This window comes from Collinsella sp. AM20-15AC, from assembly GCF_003471405.1.
In the GTDB taxonomy this organism is placed as follows: Bacteria; Actinomycetota; Coriobacteriia; order Coriobacteriales; family Coriobacteriaceae; genus Collinsella.
Genome location: NZ_QRJA01000011.1, coordinates 55,189 through 74,122 on the forward strand (window position 1 = coordinate 55,189; position 18,934 = coordinate 74,122).

The 18,934-nt window shown below is 61.2% G+C and carries 16 protein-coding genes; 14 read left to right on the forward strand and 2 right to left on the reverse strand.

Annotation, left to right across the window (positions count from 1 at the left end; translation table 11 throughout):
- Positions 1 to 146: 146 nt before the first annotated feature.
- Positions 147 to 1,850, reverse strand: a complete 1,704-nt coding sequence (locus tag DW233_RS05195; RefSeq protein WP_118267064.1) for an OPT/YSL family transporter — start codon at positions 1,848 to 1,850, stop codon at positions 147 to 149.
- A gap of 192 nt (positions 1,851 to 2,042) precedes the next feature.
- On the opposite strand from DW233_RS05195, the gene DW233_RS05200 reads away from it, so the two are divergent.
- The 11 genes from DW233_RS05200 to DW233_RS05250 all read left to right on the forward strand — a co-directional run bounded on the left by DW233_RS05200 (position 2,043) and on the right by DW233_RS05250 (position 12,485).
- A complete protein-coding gene (locus tag DW233_RS05200) occupies positions 2,043 to 2,894 on the forward strand; it encodes a type III pantothenate kinase (RefSeq protein ID WP_118267066.1) in 852 nt (283 codons plus the stop codon).
- An 84-nt stretch (positions 2,895 to 2,978) separates the two neighbouring features.
- A complete protein-coding gene (locus DW233_RS05205; protein WP_118267068.1) occupies positions 2,979 to 3,503 on the forward strand; it encodes a dCMP deaminase family protein in 525 nt (174 codons plus the stop codon).
- Between the two features lie 177 nt (positions 3,504 to 3,680).
- Positions 3,681 to 3,959: a NifU family protein gene (locus DW233_RS05210; protein WP_099432127.1), complete on the forward strand. Its 279-nt coding sequence runs from the start codon at positions 3,681 to 3,683 to the stop codon at positions 3,957 to 3,959.
- Between the two features lie 109 nt (positions 3,960 to 4,068).
- Positions 4,069 to 4,890 (forward strand): prolipoprotein diacylglyceryl transferase, encoded by an 822-nt coding sequence (lgt, locus tag DW233_RS05215; RefSeq protein ID WP_118267069.1) that lies wholly within the window; start codon positions 4,069 to 4,071, stop codon positions 4,888 to 4,890.
- A gap of 135 nt (positions 4,891 to 5,025) precedes the next feature.
- Positions 5,026 to 7,209, forward strand: a complete 2,184-nt coding sequence (locus DW233_RS05220) for a DUF6020 family protein (RefSeq protein ID WP_233547947.1) — start codon at positions 5,026 to 5,028, stop codon at positions 7,207 to 7,209.
- 164 nt (positions 7,210 to 7,373) lie between these two features.
- Positions 7,374 to 8,180, forward strand: coding sequence for a YebC/PmpR family DNA-binding transcriptional regulator (locus DW233_RS05225; RefSeq protein WP_055251993.1), 807 nt, complete (start codon positions 7,374 to 7,376; stop codon positions 8,178 to 8,180).
- Positions 8,181 to 8,346: 166 nt separating this feature from the next.
- Entirely contained in the window at positions 8,347 to 8,892 is a 546-nt protein-coding gene (locus DW233_RS05230) for a hypothetical protein (RefSeq protein WP_147357134.1), read from the forward strand.
- Positions 8,885 to 9,262 (forward strand): DUF2273 domain-containing protein, encoded by a 378-nt coding sequence (locus DW233_RS10435; RefSeq protein ID WP_231500738.1) that lies wholly within the window; start codon positions 8,885 to 8,887, stop codon positions 9,260 to 9,262. Before DW233_RS05230 ends, DW233_RS10435 begins: the two co-directional genes overlap by 8 nt.
- 44 nt (positions 9,263 to 9,306) lie before the next feature.
- A complete protein-coding gene (locus DW233_RS05240) occupies positions 9,307 to 9,822 on the forward strand; it encodes an Asp23/Gls24 family envelope stress response protein (protein ID WP_117736912.1) in 516 nt (171 codons plus the stop codon).
- Between the two features lie 206 nt (positions 9,823 to 10,028).
- Complete coding sequence (locus tag DW233_RS05245; protein WP_118267073.1) at positions 10,029 to 11,051, forward strand: YitT family protein; 1,023 nt, start codon at positions 10,029 to 10,031, stop codon at positions 11,049 to 11,051.
- 150 nt (positions 11,052 to 11,201) lie between these two features.
- Positions 11,202 to 12,485: a zinc-ribbon domain-containing protein gene (locus tag DW233_RS05250; protein WP_158567808.1), complete on the forward strand. Its 1,284-nt coding sequence runs from the start codon at positions 11,202 to 11,204 to the stop codon at positions 12,483 to 12,485.
- Positions 12,486 to 12,616: 131 nt separating this feature from the next.
- Here DW233_RS05250 and DW233_RS05255 read toward each other — a convergent pair whose 3' ends face one another.
- Positions 12,617 to 14,080, reverse strand: coding sequence for a M20 family metallopeptidase (locus tag DW233_RS05255; protein ID WP_118267077.1), 1,464 nt, complete (start codon positions 14,078 to 14,080; stop codon positions 12,617 to 12,619).
- A gap of 167 nt (positions 14,081 to 14,247) precedes the next feature.
- On the opposite strand from DW233_RS05255, the gene DW233_RS05260 reads away from it, so the two are divergent.
- The 3 genes from DW233_RS05260 to groL all read left to right on the forward strand — a co-directional run bounded on the left by DW233_RS05260 (position 14,248) and on the right by groL (position 18,832).
- Entirely contained in the window at positions 14,248 to 15,885 is a 1,638-nt protein-coding gene (locus DW233_RS05260) for an amidohydrolase (RefSeq protein ID WP_233547948.1), read from the forward strand.
- Between the two features lie 919 nt (positions 15,886 to 16,804).
- Positions 16,805 to 17,098, forward strand: a complete 294-nt coding sequence (gene groES / locus DW233_RS05265; RefSeq protein ID WP_022094351.1) for a co-chaperone GroES — start codon at positions 16,805 to 16,807, stop codon at positions 17,096 to 17,098.
- Between the two features lie 96 nt (positions 17,099 to 17,194).
- Complete coding sequence (gene groL, locus DW233_RS05270; RefSeq protein ID WP_006234938.1) at positions 17,195 to 18,832, forward strand: chaperonin GroEL; 1,638 nt, start codon at positions 17,195 to 17,197, stop codon at positions 18,830 to 18,832.
- Positions 18,833 to 18,934 lie beyond the last annotated feature (102 nt).

The window sequence follows — 18,934 nt, forward strand, 5'->3', positions numbered from 1 at the left end:
GCGGTCATCTTGGCGTGGAACTTAAGCGAGTGGGAAAACGGGTGCGTAGCAAATGCGTTGCGGCCGAGGGTTTCGGCAGATACAAAAAAGCGCGGGATCGGATTGGATCCGACCCCGCGCTCTGCGCTGGTGCGTTGTTGTTCGGCCTATCCCAGCAGGCTCAGGCCCACGGAGACAAACGCTAGGATAACGCCGACGATGGACTCGCCGCCGAGCAGGCCGCTGGCAACGACCAAGCCCTGTTCCTGGAAGGCGGCATCCTTGGCAGCCCTCTCCTCGTCAGAAAGACCAGCGGTGGCGTCGCGGTGAGCGGACCACTTGTCGTAGGCGAGTTTGACGCAGGAGCCCAGGAATGCCGTGAGTGACATGTAGAACGGCAGGTACACGCCCAGGCCGATCATCATGGCCGGAATGCCGAGCCAGTACATGACGATGCCGGCGATAAAGCCGCCAACGAACCACGGGACGCTCGGGATGCCCGAGACCATGGTGGCGACGACGCTTGCCTGCGCGGCAACAAAGCTCTTGTCGGGGCCAAAGGCGTCCGGGCCATAGGCGGTGACGAGCGCGACCATGACGGCTGCGGCGACCAAGGCGCCCACGATGCCGCCGATGGCCTGGCCGATCCACTGTGCGCGCGGGTTGGTGCCCAGCACGGCACCGGCCTTAAAGTCGTTCATGACGTCGCCCGCAAGGCCGCACGCCACGGCTACGATGCCGGCGATAAAGAACAGCTTGACCTGAGCGATCTGTGCGAAGGCAGCCACGATGAGCATAACGATGAGGCCAAAGATTTCCATGGGGTCGATGCCCGTCTGGCCGCAGCTCTGCGCGCTCATGATGGTGGTGACAAAGGTGAACAGCGTGACGATGACGGCCGGGACGGGGCCAAGGTCGAGCGCGATGGCGATGACCACGGCGATGGCGGCAGCGCCTAGGCCGATGATGCCGGCGTCGAGCTTAAGGGAGCCCGAGATGAGCGACTGCTCGTCGGTGTCGGTGGAGCTGTCGGCGGCAAGACCGCGGACGATGCCGGCGACCTGCGGCAGGATGTCCTTGAGGACGACGGCGACGCCAAAGCCCATCATAAGGCCCATACCGAGGGACTTGACGATGCCCTGCGCAGTCACAACGTCGAACAGACCGGCAGCGGTGCCGCCCACGATGATGCCAAAGTTGCCCAGCAGCGCGCCGGCAAACCAGAAGGCGACCGGGGCGAAGCCCACGAGGAAGCCGACGGAGAGCAGCATGGGCGAGTTGTAGATACCAAAGGTCACGCCGGGAATGTTGAGCGTGCACAGCATGCTGGGCACAATGCCCAGGGCGTCGCGCAGCACGCTATAGATGCCGGCGATGGCCATGGAACCAAAGAGCTGCTTGCCGGTTTTGCCGCCAGCCTCGGTCGCGCGCAAAGTCTGAGCTGCGGCGTTGCCGGTGGGGAACTCAAGCGCGGCGTCCACGATAAAGTGACGGTGGATGAGTGCCGTGGCCAGCAAGCCCAGGATGGTGCCGGCGAGTGCCACGATAAACATGTCGAGCCAGCTGATCCGGTCGGCATAGCCCAGCATCCAGGCGCCCGGGATGGTAAACGCCAGGCCGCCGGCGACCATGGCGCCCGCGGACATGATGGTGTGGGTGACGTTTGCCTCGTTGAGGCTGGCGTTGCCCATGAGCTTAAGGAAGAACAGCGAGATGACGGCAGCAAAGACGATCGGCCAGGGGAGAGCGCCCATCTTGAGGGCGGTGTAGGCCGAGCTTGCCGTGATAATCACGCAGCCAAGGACGCCGATGACGACGCCGCGCAACGTGAGTTGCCCGCGCATCGAGGCGCGGTTCGAGGGATTGCTCATATAAAACTCCTTTGCGTATATCCGCTTCCCCCGGGAGCGCCGTTACGGATACGGCGCGGGAAGTCGGGTTACCAAGGGCCGCCGCGTGAGCTCGCAAACGACCGCGCACCAGTATAGCCGCAAGCTAGTCATTTTGGGATGACTGGTTTAGGTAGGCGATATACTGCTGGGCAGACGAAAGGAGCGCCGACGATGCTTAATGGGTGCGCATATATATTGACGGTCGACGTGGGCAACACGTTCATTCGCTTTGGCCTGTTTGCAGAGGATTCGGCCGCGGCGCAGGAATGTCCGCTTGCGACGTGCGAGATCACGACGCCGTCGAGCATTACGGCCGACGAAGCGCGTATGCGTCTCGCTCAAGTCATGGCCGCGCTGGCGGCCGATGCGGGCATGCCCGGCGCGCTCGTTCCCGCAGCTGCAGTCCTGAGTTGCGTGGTGCCGGCGCTCGAGCGTCCGTGGAAGGCGGCGCTTTCCCGCACCTGCACGGGGCGCGTGCTCACCGTGGGGCCGGGCCTCAAAACCGGCATGCCCGTGCACTACGATGACCCGGCCGAGATCGGTCCTGACCGCATCGCCGATGCCGTGGCGGCCCGCGCCGTCTATGGCTCTCCGTGCATCGTAATCGACCTGGGTACCACAACCAATATCGAGGTTATCGATGCGCGCGGAACCTTTGTCGGCGGCGTCATCGCGCCGGGTCTGGCGCTCGGCGCCCGCTCGCTTTCGGCTGCTGCGGCGCGCCTGCCGCAGGTCGAGCCCTCGGCACCCACACATGTAATCGGCCGCAACACGCGCGAGGCCATGCGTTCGGGCGTGGTTCTGGGCGAGGTGGCACGCATCGACGGCATGCTCGACATGGTGCTTGCCGAGATGCGCGCGACCAAGGCCGCGGGGGAGGGCAATGTACCCATCGTCATTACCGGCGACGATGCCGAGGCACTTGCGGCGCTGGTCGGCCATAGCCTGACGGTCGATGACGCGCTGACGCTGCGGGGTCTCGCCGAGCTCTACCGCATCAACCAAAAGCCCCGCCGCGTGTAAAAGTGAGGGCGCCGGTGGGACAAACGCCTCCACCTTTCACCTGCTACAATGGGTCAAACTATTGCGATTACGGAGGTGTCTGCCATGTCGGACGATCTTCATCAAACTTCGTCAGGCAAGCGCCTGGACGTCATTAGCTGGGACGAGTTCTTTATGAGCGTGGCCATCGCCGCACAGCGCCGCAGCAAGGACCCCAACACACAGGTGGGTGCGTGCATCGCCAGCACCAACCACCGCATCCTTTCGGTGGGCTACAACGGTACACCCTCGGCGCTCAACGACGACTTTTTCCCGTGGGGTACGAGCGACGACCCGCTGCAGGACAAGCACAACTACGTGGTCCATGCCGAGGCCAACGCCGTGCTCAACTACCGTGGCTCGCTCAAGGACCTCGAGGGTTCCACGGTCTACGTCACGCTGTTCCCGTGCCACGACTGCGCCAAGATTTTGGCGCAGGTGGGCGTGGGCGAGGTTGTCTACCTGGACAATAAGTATGCCGACACCGATGATGGCCGCATCAGCCGCCGCATCCTCGACTCCTGCGGCATTAGCTATCGCCAGGTTATCGTTGATGTCCAGATTGGCACCGGGGGACAGGCTCAGCGGTAGCAACGATGTGCGCCGGCACTGCTCGGCAACAAAAACAGCTAAAAGAGCCCCGTCCCAAATTGACTACTCGTGAAAGTCGCGTCTGCGCGCATGGACGGCTCGTGAGCGGGTACATGGCTGTAGTAACATAGCTTCTGTCCGCGGGCGTGCCCGCGTTATTGTGAGAAAGGAGCCCCTGTGGCTGTTAACGAAGAGCTGCTTAAGAAGGTTCTTGAAGAGATCCGCCCCAACCTGCAGGCCGACGGCGGCGATATGGAGTATGTGGGCGTTGACGACGAGGGCGTCGTCAAACTGGAGCTGCAGGGCGCTTGCGCCGGCTGCCCCATGAGCTCGCTGACCCTGTCCATGGGTATTGAGCGCATCCTGAAGGAGCATGTGCCCGGCGTTACCCGCGTTGAGCAGGTCAATGCCTCCGGCGAGACCGACGACCTGTACGACGAGTACGCGCCGTTCTAAGATGCGAAAGCTGCGGACGGCATACTCCGCATAGACGTTACGCCCAAATATGCGGCTGCGAGCGCAAGGCCCGCGGCCGCATTTGTATGTAGGGAGTAGGAGGGTCGACATGCTCAACGACTTCTACCATATGCTTGATCCCGTCGCGATTTCGGCGGGGCCCATCACGATTTACTGGTATGGTCTGGCCTATGTGGTCGGAGCTCTGCTCACGGCGGTCGTCATGTATCGTACGCAGCGCCGTTGGGGTTTTGACATTACGGTCGACGACCTGACGAGCGTCGTGGTCGGCGTGGTCTTTGGCCTTATCATTGGCGCTCGCCTGTTCTACGTCGTCTTTTACGGTGATGGCTACTACTGGACGCATCCGCTCGAGATCTTTGCCACCAACGAGGGCGGCATGAGTTTCCATGGCGGCCTGGTGGGCGGCATCATCGGCGGCGTGCTCGTGTGCCGCATATATAAGCTCGATGCCTGGACTTTGGCAGACCTTGCCGTCATAGGCGCGCCGCTGGCCTTGTGCCTGGGCCGTTGTGCCAACTTTGTCAATGGTGAGCTGTGGGGCAAGCCGACCGATCTGCCCTGGGGCGTGGTCTTTGGCGGGACTGCGGGCGAGATGCCGCGTCACCCCTCCCAGCTCTACGAGGCATTTCTTGAGGGCATCGTGCTCTTTTGCATTCTGCAGGTGCTCAGCCGCAAAAAGCCGCTACTGCCCCAAGGCACGTTTATGGGCGTGTTTGTGATGGGTTACGGCATCGTCCGCTTCCTCATTGAGTTTGTGCGCGTGCCCGATGCCCAGCTGGGCTATCTGCTGGGCGGCGTCATCACCATGGGCCAGCTGCTGAGCCTGCCGCTCGTAATCGCGGGCCTGGCGCTCATCATCTTTGCTCGTCGCCGCAACCAACCCCAGCGCGTCTACCTGGACGCCTAGCCACCACAAAGGGGACAGGCACCTTTGTGGTGGTTCGCTGGGCAACGATGACAGAACCGTAACGTTTCCCCAGATAAAACCTGCCAAAATAAACCTGTCCCTTTTTGGCAGGTTTCTAGAAAGGCTCTTTGGACTGTGAAGGATTCCGATCTCTCCACAACGGCTGCGCGCGACGCCGCCCGCATCGTCTGGTTTAAGCGCTACCCCGCCAAGCAGACGCTCATCGCATTTTTGCTCGCGCTGTTGGCGACCACGGCGTTTTCCATCGATCCCGCCCCGGTATCGAGCAACGCAGTCTTGGCGATTGACCCCAAAGCCTCGGGTATGCTGTACGTGTGCTATGAGGTGCTTCTCTCGTTTGCCGGTCATACCGACGCGGTCATGCTGCTTGCGCTTGCCTGCCTGCTCACCTTGCCGTTTCGCTACGTGTTCTTTGGCCGTGGCGACACCTGGCGTCCATCGATCATTCTGCCGTCGCTGTTCTTCGCCATCTGCATGGTGTTCGGTCGCAGCTACGATCTCACCGACTCGGCCGAGATTGTCCTTGGCGACAAAGCCCGCATCATCTGCGCCTGGATTGGCGGCGCGGGCTGGATGCTTCTGGCGATCGTGGCCTTCTATCTGGCTTTTGAGTGCCTGGATTGGCTGAGCTCCCGACGCATCCCGTTTTCCGAGGCGCACTTTGGCCGCATATGGCGTGTGGCTCACGCCGTGCTCTCGGTCCATCCCTTTGCCGGGCCCTTCCTGGTGCTTATGATCGCCTGGGCGCCCACGCTCATCGCTTCGCTGCCTGGCCTTTTTATGGGAGATACGGGCGCGCAGATCCGCCAGTGGTTCAACTATCCCAACGGCACGAGTGACTATCTGCGCCTACTCAACCCCAACGTGCTGCTCAACGGGCATCATCCCGTAGTGCACACGGCCATTATCGGCTCGTGCGTTCAACTGGGGCTTTCGCTGTTCAACAGCGCTAACGCGGGCCTCATCATCTATACCTGCGCTCAATTTGTCATCACGGCTGCCTGCATGGCCTATTCCATTTCGTCGCTGCGCAAACTGGGCGTGAGCCTGCCGGTTCGCGGTGCGATCCTGCTGTTCTTTGCGTTTATGCCGATGTTCTCTAACTACGCGGCGTTGCTCACCAAAGACGTGCTCTTTGCCGACGCGTTTTTGGTGCTGTTGGTGCAGACCGTGAAGCTCGTGGCCTGCGGCCTGCCCCGTCGCGATGCCAATGTCGAGCGGGCGGGCGAGAAAGCCCCCGTGCTCTTTGCGCGCCACGACTGGCTGTTGCTTGCGCTGGCTGCCATGGGTTCCACGTTTTTGCGCAATGGCGGCCTGGTCTTTCCGTTGGCGGCCTGCGTGATTGCGGCGGCGTTTTGCGCATGGGATGTACATGTCGCTCGTCGTGCGGCTAAGCAGACGGGCACCGCGGTCTCATGCGCCACGCCGCGCTTCCGCTGGGTTGGCGTCCTCGCGGTGCTCGCACTCTGCCTTGCCTCTAATATGTACTTCACCAAGGTCTTTATGCCGGCGCACGACATCATGCCCGGCTCCAAGCGCGAAATTCTCTCGATTCCGTTCCAGCAGACGGCTCGTTTCGTTCAAAAGCACGATGGCCTCAACTCGGGTGTCAACCCCACGGTAAAGGAGGACGGCACTATCGTGGAGGCGCCCTGCGACGGTTTGGTGACCGACGAGGAGCGCGTCGTGATCGATCGCGTGCTCAAGTACGAGAACCTGGGCCGCCGCTACAACCCTGACAAGTCCGATGCCGTCAAGAACTGCTTTAACGAGTACGCCTCGCAGGAGGACATCAAGGCCTATTTTGAGGTCTGGGCGCAGATGTTCAAAAAGGATCCCGAGTGCTATATCTCGGCGCTCATCAATAACTATTACGGCTACTTTTATCCGAGTGCCCGCGATGCCTGGGTCTACAGCACGGCGCGTAGTGCCGAGATCATGGCGCGTCCCGACAACCTCAAGTACTTCGACTTCCATCCGGTTGACAGCAACGTGGTGCGCTGGTGCGACCACCTGATCAATCTGTACCGTGTGGCGGTGCAGCGCATCCCGTTTATTTCGCTCACCATGAGCTCGGCCACCTATGTGTGGATCATGATTGCCGTGGTGGTCTACCTGCTGCGTCGTCATTCATGGCGTGCGCTGGCGATCTGGGTGCCGCTGTTGGGCGTGCTCGCCGTGTGCCTGATTGGTCCGTGCAACGGCTCGACCTACATGCGCTACCTGTATCCGGTCATCGCCTGCATGCCCTTCGCCATCGGCGCCACCGTCACCCGCAGCGACTTCCTCTGGTCCTAACTTGGTGCATTGGGGTCAGGTTTCTTTGCACCAAAGGGGACATCATCACGACGCCTTCATTTTGGGGTTTATCTCGCAGGCTAGTAGGTATATCATAACGACGTTTGTTTATATTGCCCGAGCATCTGCGCTGGGCTTTAGGTCGAAACCGATAGGAGACACGTATGTCCGGACACTCTAAGTGGGCCACAACCAAGCATCGTAAGGGCGCGCAGGACGCCAAGCGTTCCGCCCTCTTCTCCAAGCTCAGCCGCAACATCACTGTTGCTGCCCGTCTCGGCGGTGACCCGCTGCCCGAGAACAACGCCAGCCTCGCCGCTGCCGTTGCCAAGGCCAAGGCTCAGTCCATGCCTAAGGACAAGATCAAGTCCGCTATCGACAAGGCTTTTGGTTCGGGTGCTGACGCCGCCGTCTACGAGAACATCGTGTACGAGGGCTACGGTCCCGCCGGTGTCGCCGTCTACGTCGACTGCCTGACCGACAACCGCAACCGTACCGCCGCTGATGTCCGTTCCGCCTTCTCCCACGCTGGTGGCAACCTGGGCACCTCCGGCTCCGTCGCCTTCCAGTTTGAGCGCAAGGGCCAGATCGTCGTCGCCAAGGAGATCCTGGATGAGAACGCCAAGAAGGAGACCATGATCGCCAACGGTGCTGCCGGTGACGAGGATGAGTTCATGATGGCCATCGCCGAGGCCGGTGGCGAGGACTACGAGGATGCCGGCGAGGAGTGGATCGTCTGGACTGCTGCCAACGACGTCATGGCTGTCTCCAAGGCGCTCGAGGAGCAGGGCGTCCAGGTCAAGGGTTCCGAGACCACCATGGTCCCGACCACCCCGACCGAGGTCTCTGGTACCGACGCCAAGAAGGTCCAGCGCCTCATCGACCGTCTTGAGGAGCTCGACGACGTCCAGGACGTCTACAGCACCATGGACATGACCGACGAGGTCATCGCTGCCCTCGAGGAGGAGTAGCGCCAGCACGGATTGAGCCGTGCATATCTGGGCATAATGAAGCGAGCATGCAAGCCTCGTGGAATAGATGAGCCGGATCCGCGTGCGTAGAGCACCGGACCCGGCTCTTTTATAATGATGCGAACCGTTTTGCATTTCGAGAGCCGAGATTTGAAGGGAGCGCCGCGTGCGCGTACTCAAACGAGCCCTAGCGATCGTGTGTCTTGCCGCCACCATTGTGGCGCTGGGTACGCTTGTCTGCCAGTTTTGGGGGCCGTATACGTATCGCTTTATGTTGCTGATGCGCGACCCCATGCCGCGCATCGTCGTGACGGCATGCGGCGGAGTTGTGGCGATCGGCGTACTGGTAAGCTTCTTCCGCCTGATGTTTGCTCGTCGCGAGCCGTCCTGCGTGCATCCGGCGGGGGAGCGCAATATCGAGGTTACCCTTGCGGCGCTTTCTTCGTGCGCCAGGGCTGCTGCCGAGCGCGACGACCGCGTGATGGTCGAGCATGTCGAGGCTCGCGTCCAAGGCCCCGACGATTCGCACGTCCGTTTTAAGGTCGAGGCTATCGCGCTTGACGATAAGGACGTGGCATCTCTGGCTACCGCGATGCAGCAGCGCATCGAAGAAGCCTGCGATACCATGCTCGGCGCGCCGGGTACGACCGCGCGCGTCCGTTTTTTGCCGTCCAAGACTACCGTCCAGACCGTGGAGGTTTCCGGTGAGTGATACCAATCAAGATAAGACCGCTCGTACGCCGCGCCTGACGATTGACCAGAGCGCCACGTCGGCGAGCGAACCTGTTGATTCCAAAGCAGAGGCAACCGAGTTACAAGACGCGGCAGCCGCGGATTTTGACGAGGCTATGGGTCTCATCAAGGGTACGGGCGCTGCCATCTGGAGCTATGCTGTGCGTCATCCCAACACCACGCTCGGCGCCGTCGCCGGCTTTATCCTCGCCGTGTTGGTGCTCACGTTGGGCCTGTGGGACACGCTCGTCATTGCATTCTTCGTGCTGATCGGGGCTGTGATCGGCCAAATTCGCGACGGCGAGAACGGGATCGTCAACTTCTTCGGCCGTCTGTTTAGCGGCCGCTAATCTGTATTCGACTGTCGCATCCGCGGCAGGCATAAGGAGGAACCATGGCTTTTAACACGAAGGTCGATGTGACCGATACCGAGCTCGAGGAGAACGAAGCGGTCGTCGCCGAAGCCGAGGACGTGACGCTCGAGGACGAGGCTCTTGTCGAGGCCGAGTCCGATGAGGATGAGGACGACGAGGAGGCGGATGAGTCCGAGGACTCGCTGACCTATTCCAACGGCGTGATCGAGAAGATCGTTGCCATGGCCACCCGCGAGGTTCCGCACGTTCTGGGCATGAAGGGTAACCTCATGCACTTTGTGCAGGAGCAGTTTGGTGCCGAGAATCTGACCAAGGGCGTGACGGTCGAGGTCACCGACGATAATCGCGTGGTCGTCAACATCTCCGTCATCATCGAGTACGGCGCCTATGCGCCCGCGATCTTCGACGATGTTAAGGCACGTGTCACCGAGCGCCTTGCCGCGATGACCGGCCTTGAGGTGGCGGGCGTCAACCTGCGCATCGAGGATGTCATCACCCCCGAGGAGTACGAGCACCGCACCAGCCAGCACGAATAACCTTCCAAAAAGGGACAGGTTTGTTTTGGCAGGTTTTATCTGCGAAAACATTAAACGGCCGACCGCGCAAGCAAAAGCGTGGCCGGCCGTTTTTGTACGCTCCCGATATAGTCATACCGCTCGTCTAACTAAGGGTTGCAATCCCCACGTTCCGCGTTACCCTAATGGGCGCATTGTTTCCAAATTGTTAACGAGGGGTTGCCGTAATGGCCGACGAGCACGAAACAGAAAGCAAGGCATGGGCAATTGAGGCCGCTGCGGCAGAGGCGGCGTCGCGTGCTGCCGAGGAGGCGCATCGTCCTCCCGTGGTGCCGATGGAGCGCGTGGTTGATCGCACCGATATCGAGCGCGGCGAGCGTGCCGGCCAAAAGCGCAGCCAGGAGCCAGGCTTTCCGCGCTTTTTTGCCGAGCTCAATTTGGGCCTGATCCTCACGGCCTTTGCCATCGTCGCGTTTAAAACCCCTAATCACTTTGCTTTTGGCGGCACCTCGGGCGTGTCGGTCATTCTGTCCACGCTGTTCCCGACCCTGCCCGTCGGCGTCTTTATGTGGATTATCAATGCGGTCCTGGTCGTTCTGGGCTTTATCTTTTTGGAGCGCAAGGCAATTCTGTGGAGCGTCTTCGCCTCGTTTGCGCTTTCCGCCTATGTTTCGCTGTTTGAGCTCTTTATCCCGACCGATGTCTCGATGACGGGCGATATGTGGCTCGACCTGTGCTTTGCCGTGATTCTGCCGGCCCTCGGCAGCGCCATCGTCTTCGATATTGGCGCCTCGACGGGCGGCACGGACATCCTCGCCATGATTCTCAAACGCCGCACGACGCTTGAGATCGGCCGTGCGCTGCTGCTGGTCGATATCGGCATCGTGACCATCGCGGCCTTCTTGTACGGTCCGCGCGTCGGTCTGTACTGCGTGCTCGGCCTGTTTGCCAAGACGCTCGTGGTCGACAAGGCCATTGAGAGCATTCACCTGCGCAAAGTCTGCACGGTCATTTGTTCCGAGCCCCTTAAGGTCGAGGAGTTTATCGTCAAGCATCTCAACCGTACGGCGACTATCAGCCGCGGCTACGGTGCTTTCTCGGGCAAGTGCGTGACGGTGATTATGAGCGTGCTGAGTCGTCGCGAGGCCGTGCAACTGCGTCGCTACGCGCGCGAGATCGATCCGGGTGCCTTTATCACGATTGTCGACAGCTCCGAGATCGTCGGCAAGGGTTTCCGCGGAACGAACTAACGCGGTCGAGCTCATCAAACAATCGAATAGCGCCCTGCGCATTGCAAATGCGTCATGTTGGAGTATTTGTCCCCACATTGGGTGATAATGATGCCAAAGACATCGTTTGCGATCCAGATGATTCGCTCAAGATACGAAGGGATGATCTCGATGTTCTGTTCGCAGTGTGGTGCCCCCATGGGCGATAACGACAAGTTCTGCGGCGCGTGTGGTGCCCCCAATGCCGGTGCCGCAGCCTCTGCCCCTCAGGGTCAGCCCCAGCAGTTTGTTCCGCAACCGCCCGTGGCGAATGCGTCCAAGGGCTGTGTGGCTCAGGCGTTTGAGGATATGACCAAGACTCCGGGCGTGCTGCAGCGCGTGTGCCAGATTGCCTTTTTACCGGCGCTGATTTGTGTTGTGTCGGTACTCGTGCTGTTTATTCCCGTTATTGGCGGCATTGCAGCTGCCATCGGCTTTTTGGCAGCTTGCATTGCGAGCGTGTGTGGTTCCGGCTTTGGTATTGAGTGGGGTCGAGATCTGTCGCTCAAGGTTGATGACGGTATGGATCGTCCACTCATGCGTTCCACGTCGTTTGGCCTCGGAGTCTTTTCGAGCGTTATCTCGGTCGTGCTCGAGGTTATTGCTGCCATTCCCGTTATCGGTGTAGTGCTTTCGCTGGTGGAGAGCGTGGTAATTGGCGCCGCGGGCTCGTATTCGTATTACGGCTCTTATGCACTCGAGGCAGCGCTGTTCGGCTCGCTTGGCCTGCTTGTCCTGGCTATGATTGCCACGGCGGTCTTGGGGGTCTTCTTTAAGATGTTCGCCGACATTGCCGTGATGCACTTTGCGGTGACCGGTCGTGTCGAGAGCGCGTTTTCGCTCGATAAGGTCTGGGCGGCCTTTAAGCACAACAAGACCAAACTGTTCTGCGCTTCGTTCCTTCCCGAGTTTTTGACGGGCCTGGTCGCCAACGTTGTCACCTGGATCCTGACGTTCGTCTTTGGCACCATTGCCTCTGTCGGTATGTATAGCTACTACTACCGTCCTACGGCTATTGAGGCGCTTGTTACCGGCGGTGGCATCACGCTCGTATTGTTCTTAGTGCTGACGGCGTTTGTCACGGTATTCCTCACGGTCTTTGGCAAGATGCTCAAGCACCGTGCCGTTGGCTATTGGGTTGCACGCTATGCAAGCGAATGGGCCGATGAGGACAAGGACGACGTTCTGACTTTTGTATTGCCCTTCGAGAAGAAGGCTGACCCTTCGGGTCACGGTGCTCCGGATGCTTCGCCGGCACCTGCACCTGTTCCCGCGCCCGAGCCTGAGCCGGCGCCCGAGCCTGAACCGGCGCCCGAGTCTGAGACGGCATCTGAGCCTGAGCCTGAGCCGGCACCTGCACCTGCACCTGAGTCGGCGTCCGAGCCAAGCTCCGACGAGGAGCCTCAGGACGAGTAGCCACGCCGTCTGCCATTTGGGGACGGGGTAGAAATGGTAGAAATAGCGCTTGAAGAATGAGCGGGGGCGGACGTTTCGATACGTTCGCCCCCGCTTTGCTCTAGCCAGGTTGTTATGGGTGGGCGTGACGGCTATTCGTCGCGCTTCTCCTCGTGGCGAGCGGCAGCCCGCGCATCGTGGATGCCCTTGATGGCGGCATGGCGGGCGGTGCGGGCGTCGTGCATGGCGTCGCGCGCCTCAGCGGCCGTTGCCTTGGCAGAGCGCAGCTTGGCGGCCAGATCGGGATTGGTCTCGGCGACGGCAGCAATCGTGGGGCCGTCGAGCTCCTCTTGCGTGGGCTCGGACAAAAAGTCGATGGCATACTGGGCGGCTACCATGGAACCCTTGGCCAGTACCGACTCGTCAATCTTGTAGAAGCAAGAATGTTGGGCGTACGTGGCGCCAATCTGGGGGTTGCGCGTGCCGACAAAGGCGAGCACGCCCGGCACGCGGCGCAGATACTCCGAGAAGTCCTCGCCCGAAAGTGTGCCGCGATAATGGCCTTCGCCAGCTGCACCCAGGCACTTGACCACGGCCTGACGGCAGCGCTCGCTCGAGGCGGCATCGTTTTCGACCTTGTAGTTGGCGATGGTGTAGTCGGTAAGTTCGGCCTCGGCGCCCAGGGCTGCCGCGGTGTGCTCCACGATGCGGCGCATGAGCTCGGGCATTTCCTCATGCGTTTTGTCGCCATAGGTGCGCACCGTGCCGGCAAGGTAGGCCGTGCCGGCGATAACGTTGCGCGCGGTGCCGCCATGCAGCTCGCCGACGGTGATGACGGCGGGCTCGTAGGGGCTGATTTCGCGCGAGACGATGGTCTGCAGGGCGTTGACGATCTCTGCCGCCACCATAACGGCGTCGTGGCCGCGCTGGGGCATGGCACCGTGGCACGAGGTGCCGCGAACGTCGATGCGGAACCAGTCGGTATTGGCCATGCGCGGGCCGGGCTCGCAGCTCACGGTGCCGGCGTCGACCTCGCTCCAAATGTGAGCGGCATAGGCGCCATCGACGCCATCGAGCACGCCGGTGCCGATCATGAGCTTGGCACCCTGGCCGTTTTCCTCGCTGGGCTGGAACACGATGCGGACCTCGCCGTGAATGTCATCGGTCATGTGGCGCAGGATCTGCAGCGTGCCGAGCATCATGGCGATGTGGCAGTCGTGGCCGCAGGCGTGCATGCAGCCCTCGTTGACGCTGGCGAATTCCTCGCCGGTCTGCTCGGTGACGGGCAGGGCGTCGATATCGGCGCGCAGCAGGATGCGGCGGCGCGGCGTGCCGTCCTCGCGGTAGGCATCCGGCGCGGTGCCGCGAAGCGTTGCCACCAAGCCGGTCTTGAGCGGACGCTCGTAGGGGATATTCATGGCGTCGAGCTGGTTAGCGATGTCGGAGGTCGTGCGCTCCTCGGCGAGGCTCAGCTCCGGGTGCTTGTGGAAGTGCCGGCGCTGCTTGATGATATAGGGCTCAAACTCGGTGGCGATATCTCGGATGGCCGCGGTGACGTCGTCTGCCGCGCGAACCTCGGTTGCCGCCATAATCTGCTGTGCCTTGGTCTTCGTCATGGTCGATTTGCTCCTTGCTGGGTTGATCGCAAAATCGTACAGGCTCTCTCCAGTATGCCACCTGCCGCTAGGGCTGGTAAAGTTGCCGTTTGCCGCTTGGGGTTTTGTTGCAAGGGCGGGGGAGTACACTCGGGGGTGTTGAATTACCTGCCAGAGATGGGATGCTCATGCAGCATATCGATCGGATTATCCGCTCCACGAACGTTTTTACCGCCCAAGACGGTATCGATACCGCCCGCGAGTTGGCGATCGCCATTGCGGGTGATCGCATCGTCGCAGTCGGCGCGCCCGATGACGTGATTGCCGCCGCTCCCGCCGTCACGCCGGTTATCGACTATGGCGAGCAGTTTGTCTGTCCCGGTTTCCATGACGCGCACCTGCACTTCTTCCATACCTCGGTTGGCTCCTCGCCGTACATGCTCATGGATATGGGCACATCAGAGGCGGCGCTGGTGCAGCATGCGCTCGAGTTTTCCCAGGACCTGCCCGACGACGCCTGGGTCGTGACGCAGGGCTGGCGCGATTACCGTTGGGATCCGCCCGAGCATCCCACTAAGGCATCGCTCGATGCTGCTTTTCCCGATCGCCCCTGTGTTATGTACTCGGGCGACGGGCATACGCTGTGGCTCAACAGCCGCGCGCTCGAGGCACTCGGCGTGACGCGTGATAGCGAGCCGCCGGCGGGTGGCAGCTATGACAAGGACGCAAATGGCGAGCTCACGGGTATCGCTCACGAGGCTGCGGCCATGCAGCTGCTGCCGCGCTGTCTTGAGTGGCTGGGCGAGGACCGCATCGCGAGCGCGTATGCCGACCAAATGAAACGCATGGCCGAGCAAGGCATTACCTCGATTTGCGACATGTCACTCATGCCCATGCCGGGCTGTGACTTTATCCGTGACGACGTCTACGACAAGCTGCAGGCGATCGGCAAGCTGGGCATTCGCGCCCACTTGTTCCCCACGCTGTTGGATGACCAATCGCGCTTGGAAGAACTTCAGACCCGCTATGCAAACAATGCGTTGCTCTCGGTACCGGGCTTTAAGCAGTTCTTTGACGGCGTGTCGAGCGAGCATACCGCATACCTTACCGATCCCTATACCAACCCGCGCTTCCCGGGCGACCAGGGTCGTCTGACGGTTCCCGCCGAGCGCATGCGCAAACTGGTTCTGGCGGCAGCCGAGCGCGGCCACACTGTGCGCATCCACGTTATCGGCGACGGTGCCATCCATGCCGCACTCGATATCTTTGAGGAGGCGGCAGAGCTCTACGGCTTGCCGCAGCACGGCCATAATACGCTTGAGCATTTGGAGAATCTGCTGCCCGAGGACATCGATCGTCTGCGCAAACTCGACGTCATTGCCTCGAGCCAGCCCTGCCATATCACGCTCGACCCGGGTGGTCCGGAGCGCGACCTGGGCTTGGAGCGCAGCCGCATCATGTGGCCGTTTGCGACCTATAAGCAGCGCGGCATCCGCCAGGCCTTCGGCACCGATAGCCCCATCACAGCCGTTACCAGCATGAACGTGCTCTACACGGCTATCACCCGCCAAGACCCCCGCAACCACTGGCCCGAGGGCGGCTGGTTACCGAGCGAGCGTATCGACGCGGCAACGGCCCTGCGCAACTACACGCTTGGCAGTGCGTACGCAGCGGGCGACGAGCAAAACCTCGGCAGCCTGGAACCCGGCAAATACGCCGACCTGGTAGTCCTAGACCAAAACCCGCTCACCATCGACCCCCAAGAGCTGCAAGCCACCAAGGTTCAAGCCACCTACCTGGCAGGTAACGTAATCTACGAGCGCTAATATTCATGCCGTACCGTTAAACGCGGCTCGGGCAGCCTATTTTGGGATGGCGCTCGAGCCGCGTTTGTTTGCCGATGGGGGTTCGTTAGGAGCGTCCCCTCTCTGCTGGATTTGGGCGCAGGGTGGAAGCGCTGCTGCTCCGCGCGCTCAATTGGGACATCAGCGATGCTTTCTCTTAGCGTTTTGCATACTTCCAGTTGCAGATTGCATAAAAAGTTGAGATGTTCTTTCCGGTCCTGATGTACCCCCGCCTGGGCCGTGCAAAAAATGGAGTATTCAACACCGTGAGCTCTGCCGGTGCCGCTGCAGCCGGGTGGCATTGCGGAGATCGACGTCATTTTGGGGTCCGGTGCGGCGCGAGGCACGCCTTTTTGTCCTGACGGGGTTTGCCCGTCGACCCAAATCGCCGGTCAAAGGCGTTCTTGGGACCAATATGGTGTGTCCGGCGCGTATGCAGCCGTCCTGGCCTGCTGAAAACTCCCAAAAATGCACGCTGCTCCCCAGGGGACCCGTGCGAGCGGCGAAAACCATGCCCAAGTCGCTGTCCGCATCGCCATTTTGCTGCACTGACTTCTCTGAATGCCGGGCCCGATAACGTTGACTCAGCTCCCGTGTGGCGCCGGAGGGGCGGGATATAAGGTTTATCGCGAGTTCCGCACGAGCCGAAGGCCACTTAATGTGGCCTTCGTGCGAGCAGGACTGCCCGAGCAGGAAACCTTATATCCCGCCCCTCCGGCGCCACACGGGAGCCGCGCACAAGTTATCCCCCGGCATTCAGAAAATCTAAGTGCCAAAAAATAAGATTTTTTGACTCCGTGTTGTATAACCCGCCATTCGTGGGTACCATTCAACGCGTACGCAAACAAAAAGGGTTAACCCGCGCGGCATGACCGCGCGGCCCACAAAGGAGGAAACAAGCATGTCGTCTTTGAAGCCGCTTGCAGATCGCGTCCTGGTCAAGCCCGACGAGGCCGAGCAGAAGACCGCCTCTGGTCTGTACATCGCCAGCAACGCTCAGGAGAAGCCGCAGCGCGGCACCATCGTTGCCGTGGGCGCCGGCAAGGTCAACGACAAGGGTGAGCGCATCCCCATGGACGTCAAGGTCGGCGACGTTGTCATCTACGGTAAGTTCGGTGGCAACGAGGTCAAGGTCGACGGCGAGAAGTATCTGCTCATGCGCGCCGACGACATCTACGCTGTCGTCGAGGCCTAGTCTCGTCAGAATCTCTGATTCGTCTTTGAACGCGCTCGCCGCATAGGACTCGGAAGCGGCGACGCGAGTCACATTTCTTTTGGAGGATTACCCACTATGGCAAAGAACATTACGTTCAACACCGATGCCCGCGCTAAGCTCGCCAAGGGCGTCAACACCCTGGCCGACGCCGTTACCGTCACCATGGGCCCCAAGGGCCGCTACGTTGCGCTGCAGCGCACGTTCGGTGCTCCGACCATCACCAACGACGGCGTTTCCGTCGCTAAGGAGATCGAGCTCGAGGACAACATCGAGAACATGGGCGCTCAGCTGGTGAAGGAGGTCGCCACCAAGACCAACGACACCGTTGGTGACGGCACCACCACCGCAACCCTGCTCGCCCAGGCCATCGTCAACGACGGCCTGCGCAACGTCGCCGCTGGCGCCAACCCGCTGGCCATCCGTCGCGGCATCGACAAGGCCGTCAACGCCGCCGTTGCCGAGATGAAGAAGCAGGCCAAGCCGGTCGAGACCAAGGAGCAGATTGCTTCCGTCGGTACCATCTCTGCCGGTGACCCCGAGGTCGGCGAGAAGATCGCCGAGGCCATGGAGGTCGTGGGCAAGGACGGCGTCATCACCGTCGAGGATTCCCAGACGTTCGACATCACCATCGACACCGTCGAGGGCATGCAGTTCGACAAGGGCTATGTCTCCGCTTACTTCGTCACGGATAACGACCGCATGGAGGCCGTGATGAAGGATCCGTACATCCTCATCACCGATCAGAAGATTTCCAGTGTCCAGGACATCATGCCTGTTCTCGAGGCCGTCCAGCGCGCTGGCCGTGGCCTGCTCATCATCGCTGAGGACATCGACGGCGAGGCCCTGCCCACCCTCGTCCTCAACAAGATCCGCGGTGCCCTCAACGTCTGCGCTGTAAAGGCTCCGGGCTACGGCGATCGCCGCAAGCGCATCCTCGAGGACATCGCCGTCCTCACCGGTGGTCAGGCTGCTCTGGACGAGCTGGGCGTGAAGGTCGCTGACATCACCGCCGATATGCTCGGTACCGCTAAGTCCGTCACCATCTCCAAGGACAACACCGTCGTCGTCGGCGGCGCTGGATCCAAGGAGGCCATCGACGCCCGTATCGCTCAGATCAAGGGCGAGATGGAGAACACCACCTCTGACTTCGACCGCGAGAAGCTCCAGGAGCGCCTGGCCAAGCTCTCCGGTGGCGTTGCCGTCATCAAGGTCGGCGCTGCTACCGAGTCCGAGCTCAAGGAGATCAAGCACCGCGTCGAGGACGCCCTGCAGGCTACCCGCGCTGCTGTCGAGGAGGGCATCGTCGCCGGCGGCGGCGTCGCCTTCATGGACGCTGCTCCTGCGCTCGACGCTGTGGAGATCGATGACCCCGAGGAGAAGATCGGCGTCGACATCGTCAAGAAGGCTCTGACCGCTCCGGTCGCTACCATTGCCAAGAACGCTGGCTTTGAGGGCGCTGTCGTGGTCGACAAGGTTGCCGAGCTGCCCGCTGGCCAGGGTCTCAACTCTGCCAACGGCGAGTGGGGCGACATGATCGAGATGGGCGTTCTCGACCCCGTCAAGGTCAGCCGCGTCACCCTGCAGAACGCTGCTTCTGTCGCCAGCTTGATCCTCATCACCGAGGCCACCGTCTCCGATGTGCCCAAGAACACTCAGCTTGAGGACGCTATCGCTGCTGCTACCGCTGGCCAGCAGGGCGGCGGTATGTACTAAGGCCGACAAGGTCTAGAACTCCCACCGGGAATCCGGGGGCGTGACGGGGGCTTCTCTCCGGAACGTCCTCGGACATGCAAAGAGGCTCCGCATCGCGCTTCG

Coding starts and splice junctions, on each gene's coding strand:
- groES (WP_022094351.1), top strand. CDS start 16,805: ATGTCGTCTTTGAAGCCGCTTGCAGATCGCGTCCTGGTCAAGCCCGAC.
- DW233_RS05195 (WP_118267064.1), bottom strand. CDS start 1,850: ATGAGCAATCCCTCGAACCGCGCCTCGATGCGCGGGCAACTCACGTTG.
- DW233_RS05200 (WP_118267066.1), top strand. CDS start 2,043: ATGCTTAATGGGTGCGCATATATATTGACGGTCGACGTGGGCAACACG.
- lgt (WP_118267069.1), top strand. CDS start 4,069: ATGCTCAACGACTTCTACCATATGCTTGATCCCGTCGCGATTTCGGCG.
- DW233_RS05225 (WP_055251993.1), top strand. CDS start 7,374: ATGTCCGGACACTCTAAGTGGGCCACAACCAAGCATCGTAAGGGCGCG.
- DW233_RS05250 (WP_158567808.1), top strand. CDS start 11,202: ATGTTCTGTTCGCAGTGTGGTGCCCCCATGGGCGATAACGACAAGTTC.
- DW233_RS05245 (WP_118267073.1), top strand. CDS start 10,029: ATGGCCGACGAGCACGAAACAGAAAGCAAGGCATGGGCAATTGAGGCC.
- DW233_RS05240 (WP_117736912.1), top strand. CDS start 9,307: ATGGCTTTTAACACGAAGGTCGATGTGACCGATACCGAGCTCGAGGAG.
- groL (WP_006234938.1), top strand. CDS start 17,195: ATGGCAAAGAACATTACGTTCAACACCGATGCCCGCGCTAAGCTCGCC.
- DW233_RS05255 (WP_118267077.1), bottom strand. CDS start 14,080: ATGACGAAGACCAAGGCACAGCAGATTATGGCGGCAACCGAGGTTCGC.
- DW233_RS05205 (WP_118267068.1), top strand. CDS start 2,979: ATGTCGGACGATCTTCATCAAACTTCGTCAGGCAAGCGCCTGGACGTC.
- DW233_RS05260 (WP_233547948.1), top strand. CDS start 14,248: ATGCAGCATATCGATCGGATTATCCGCTCCACGAACGTTTTTACCGCC.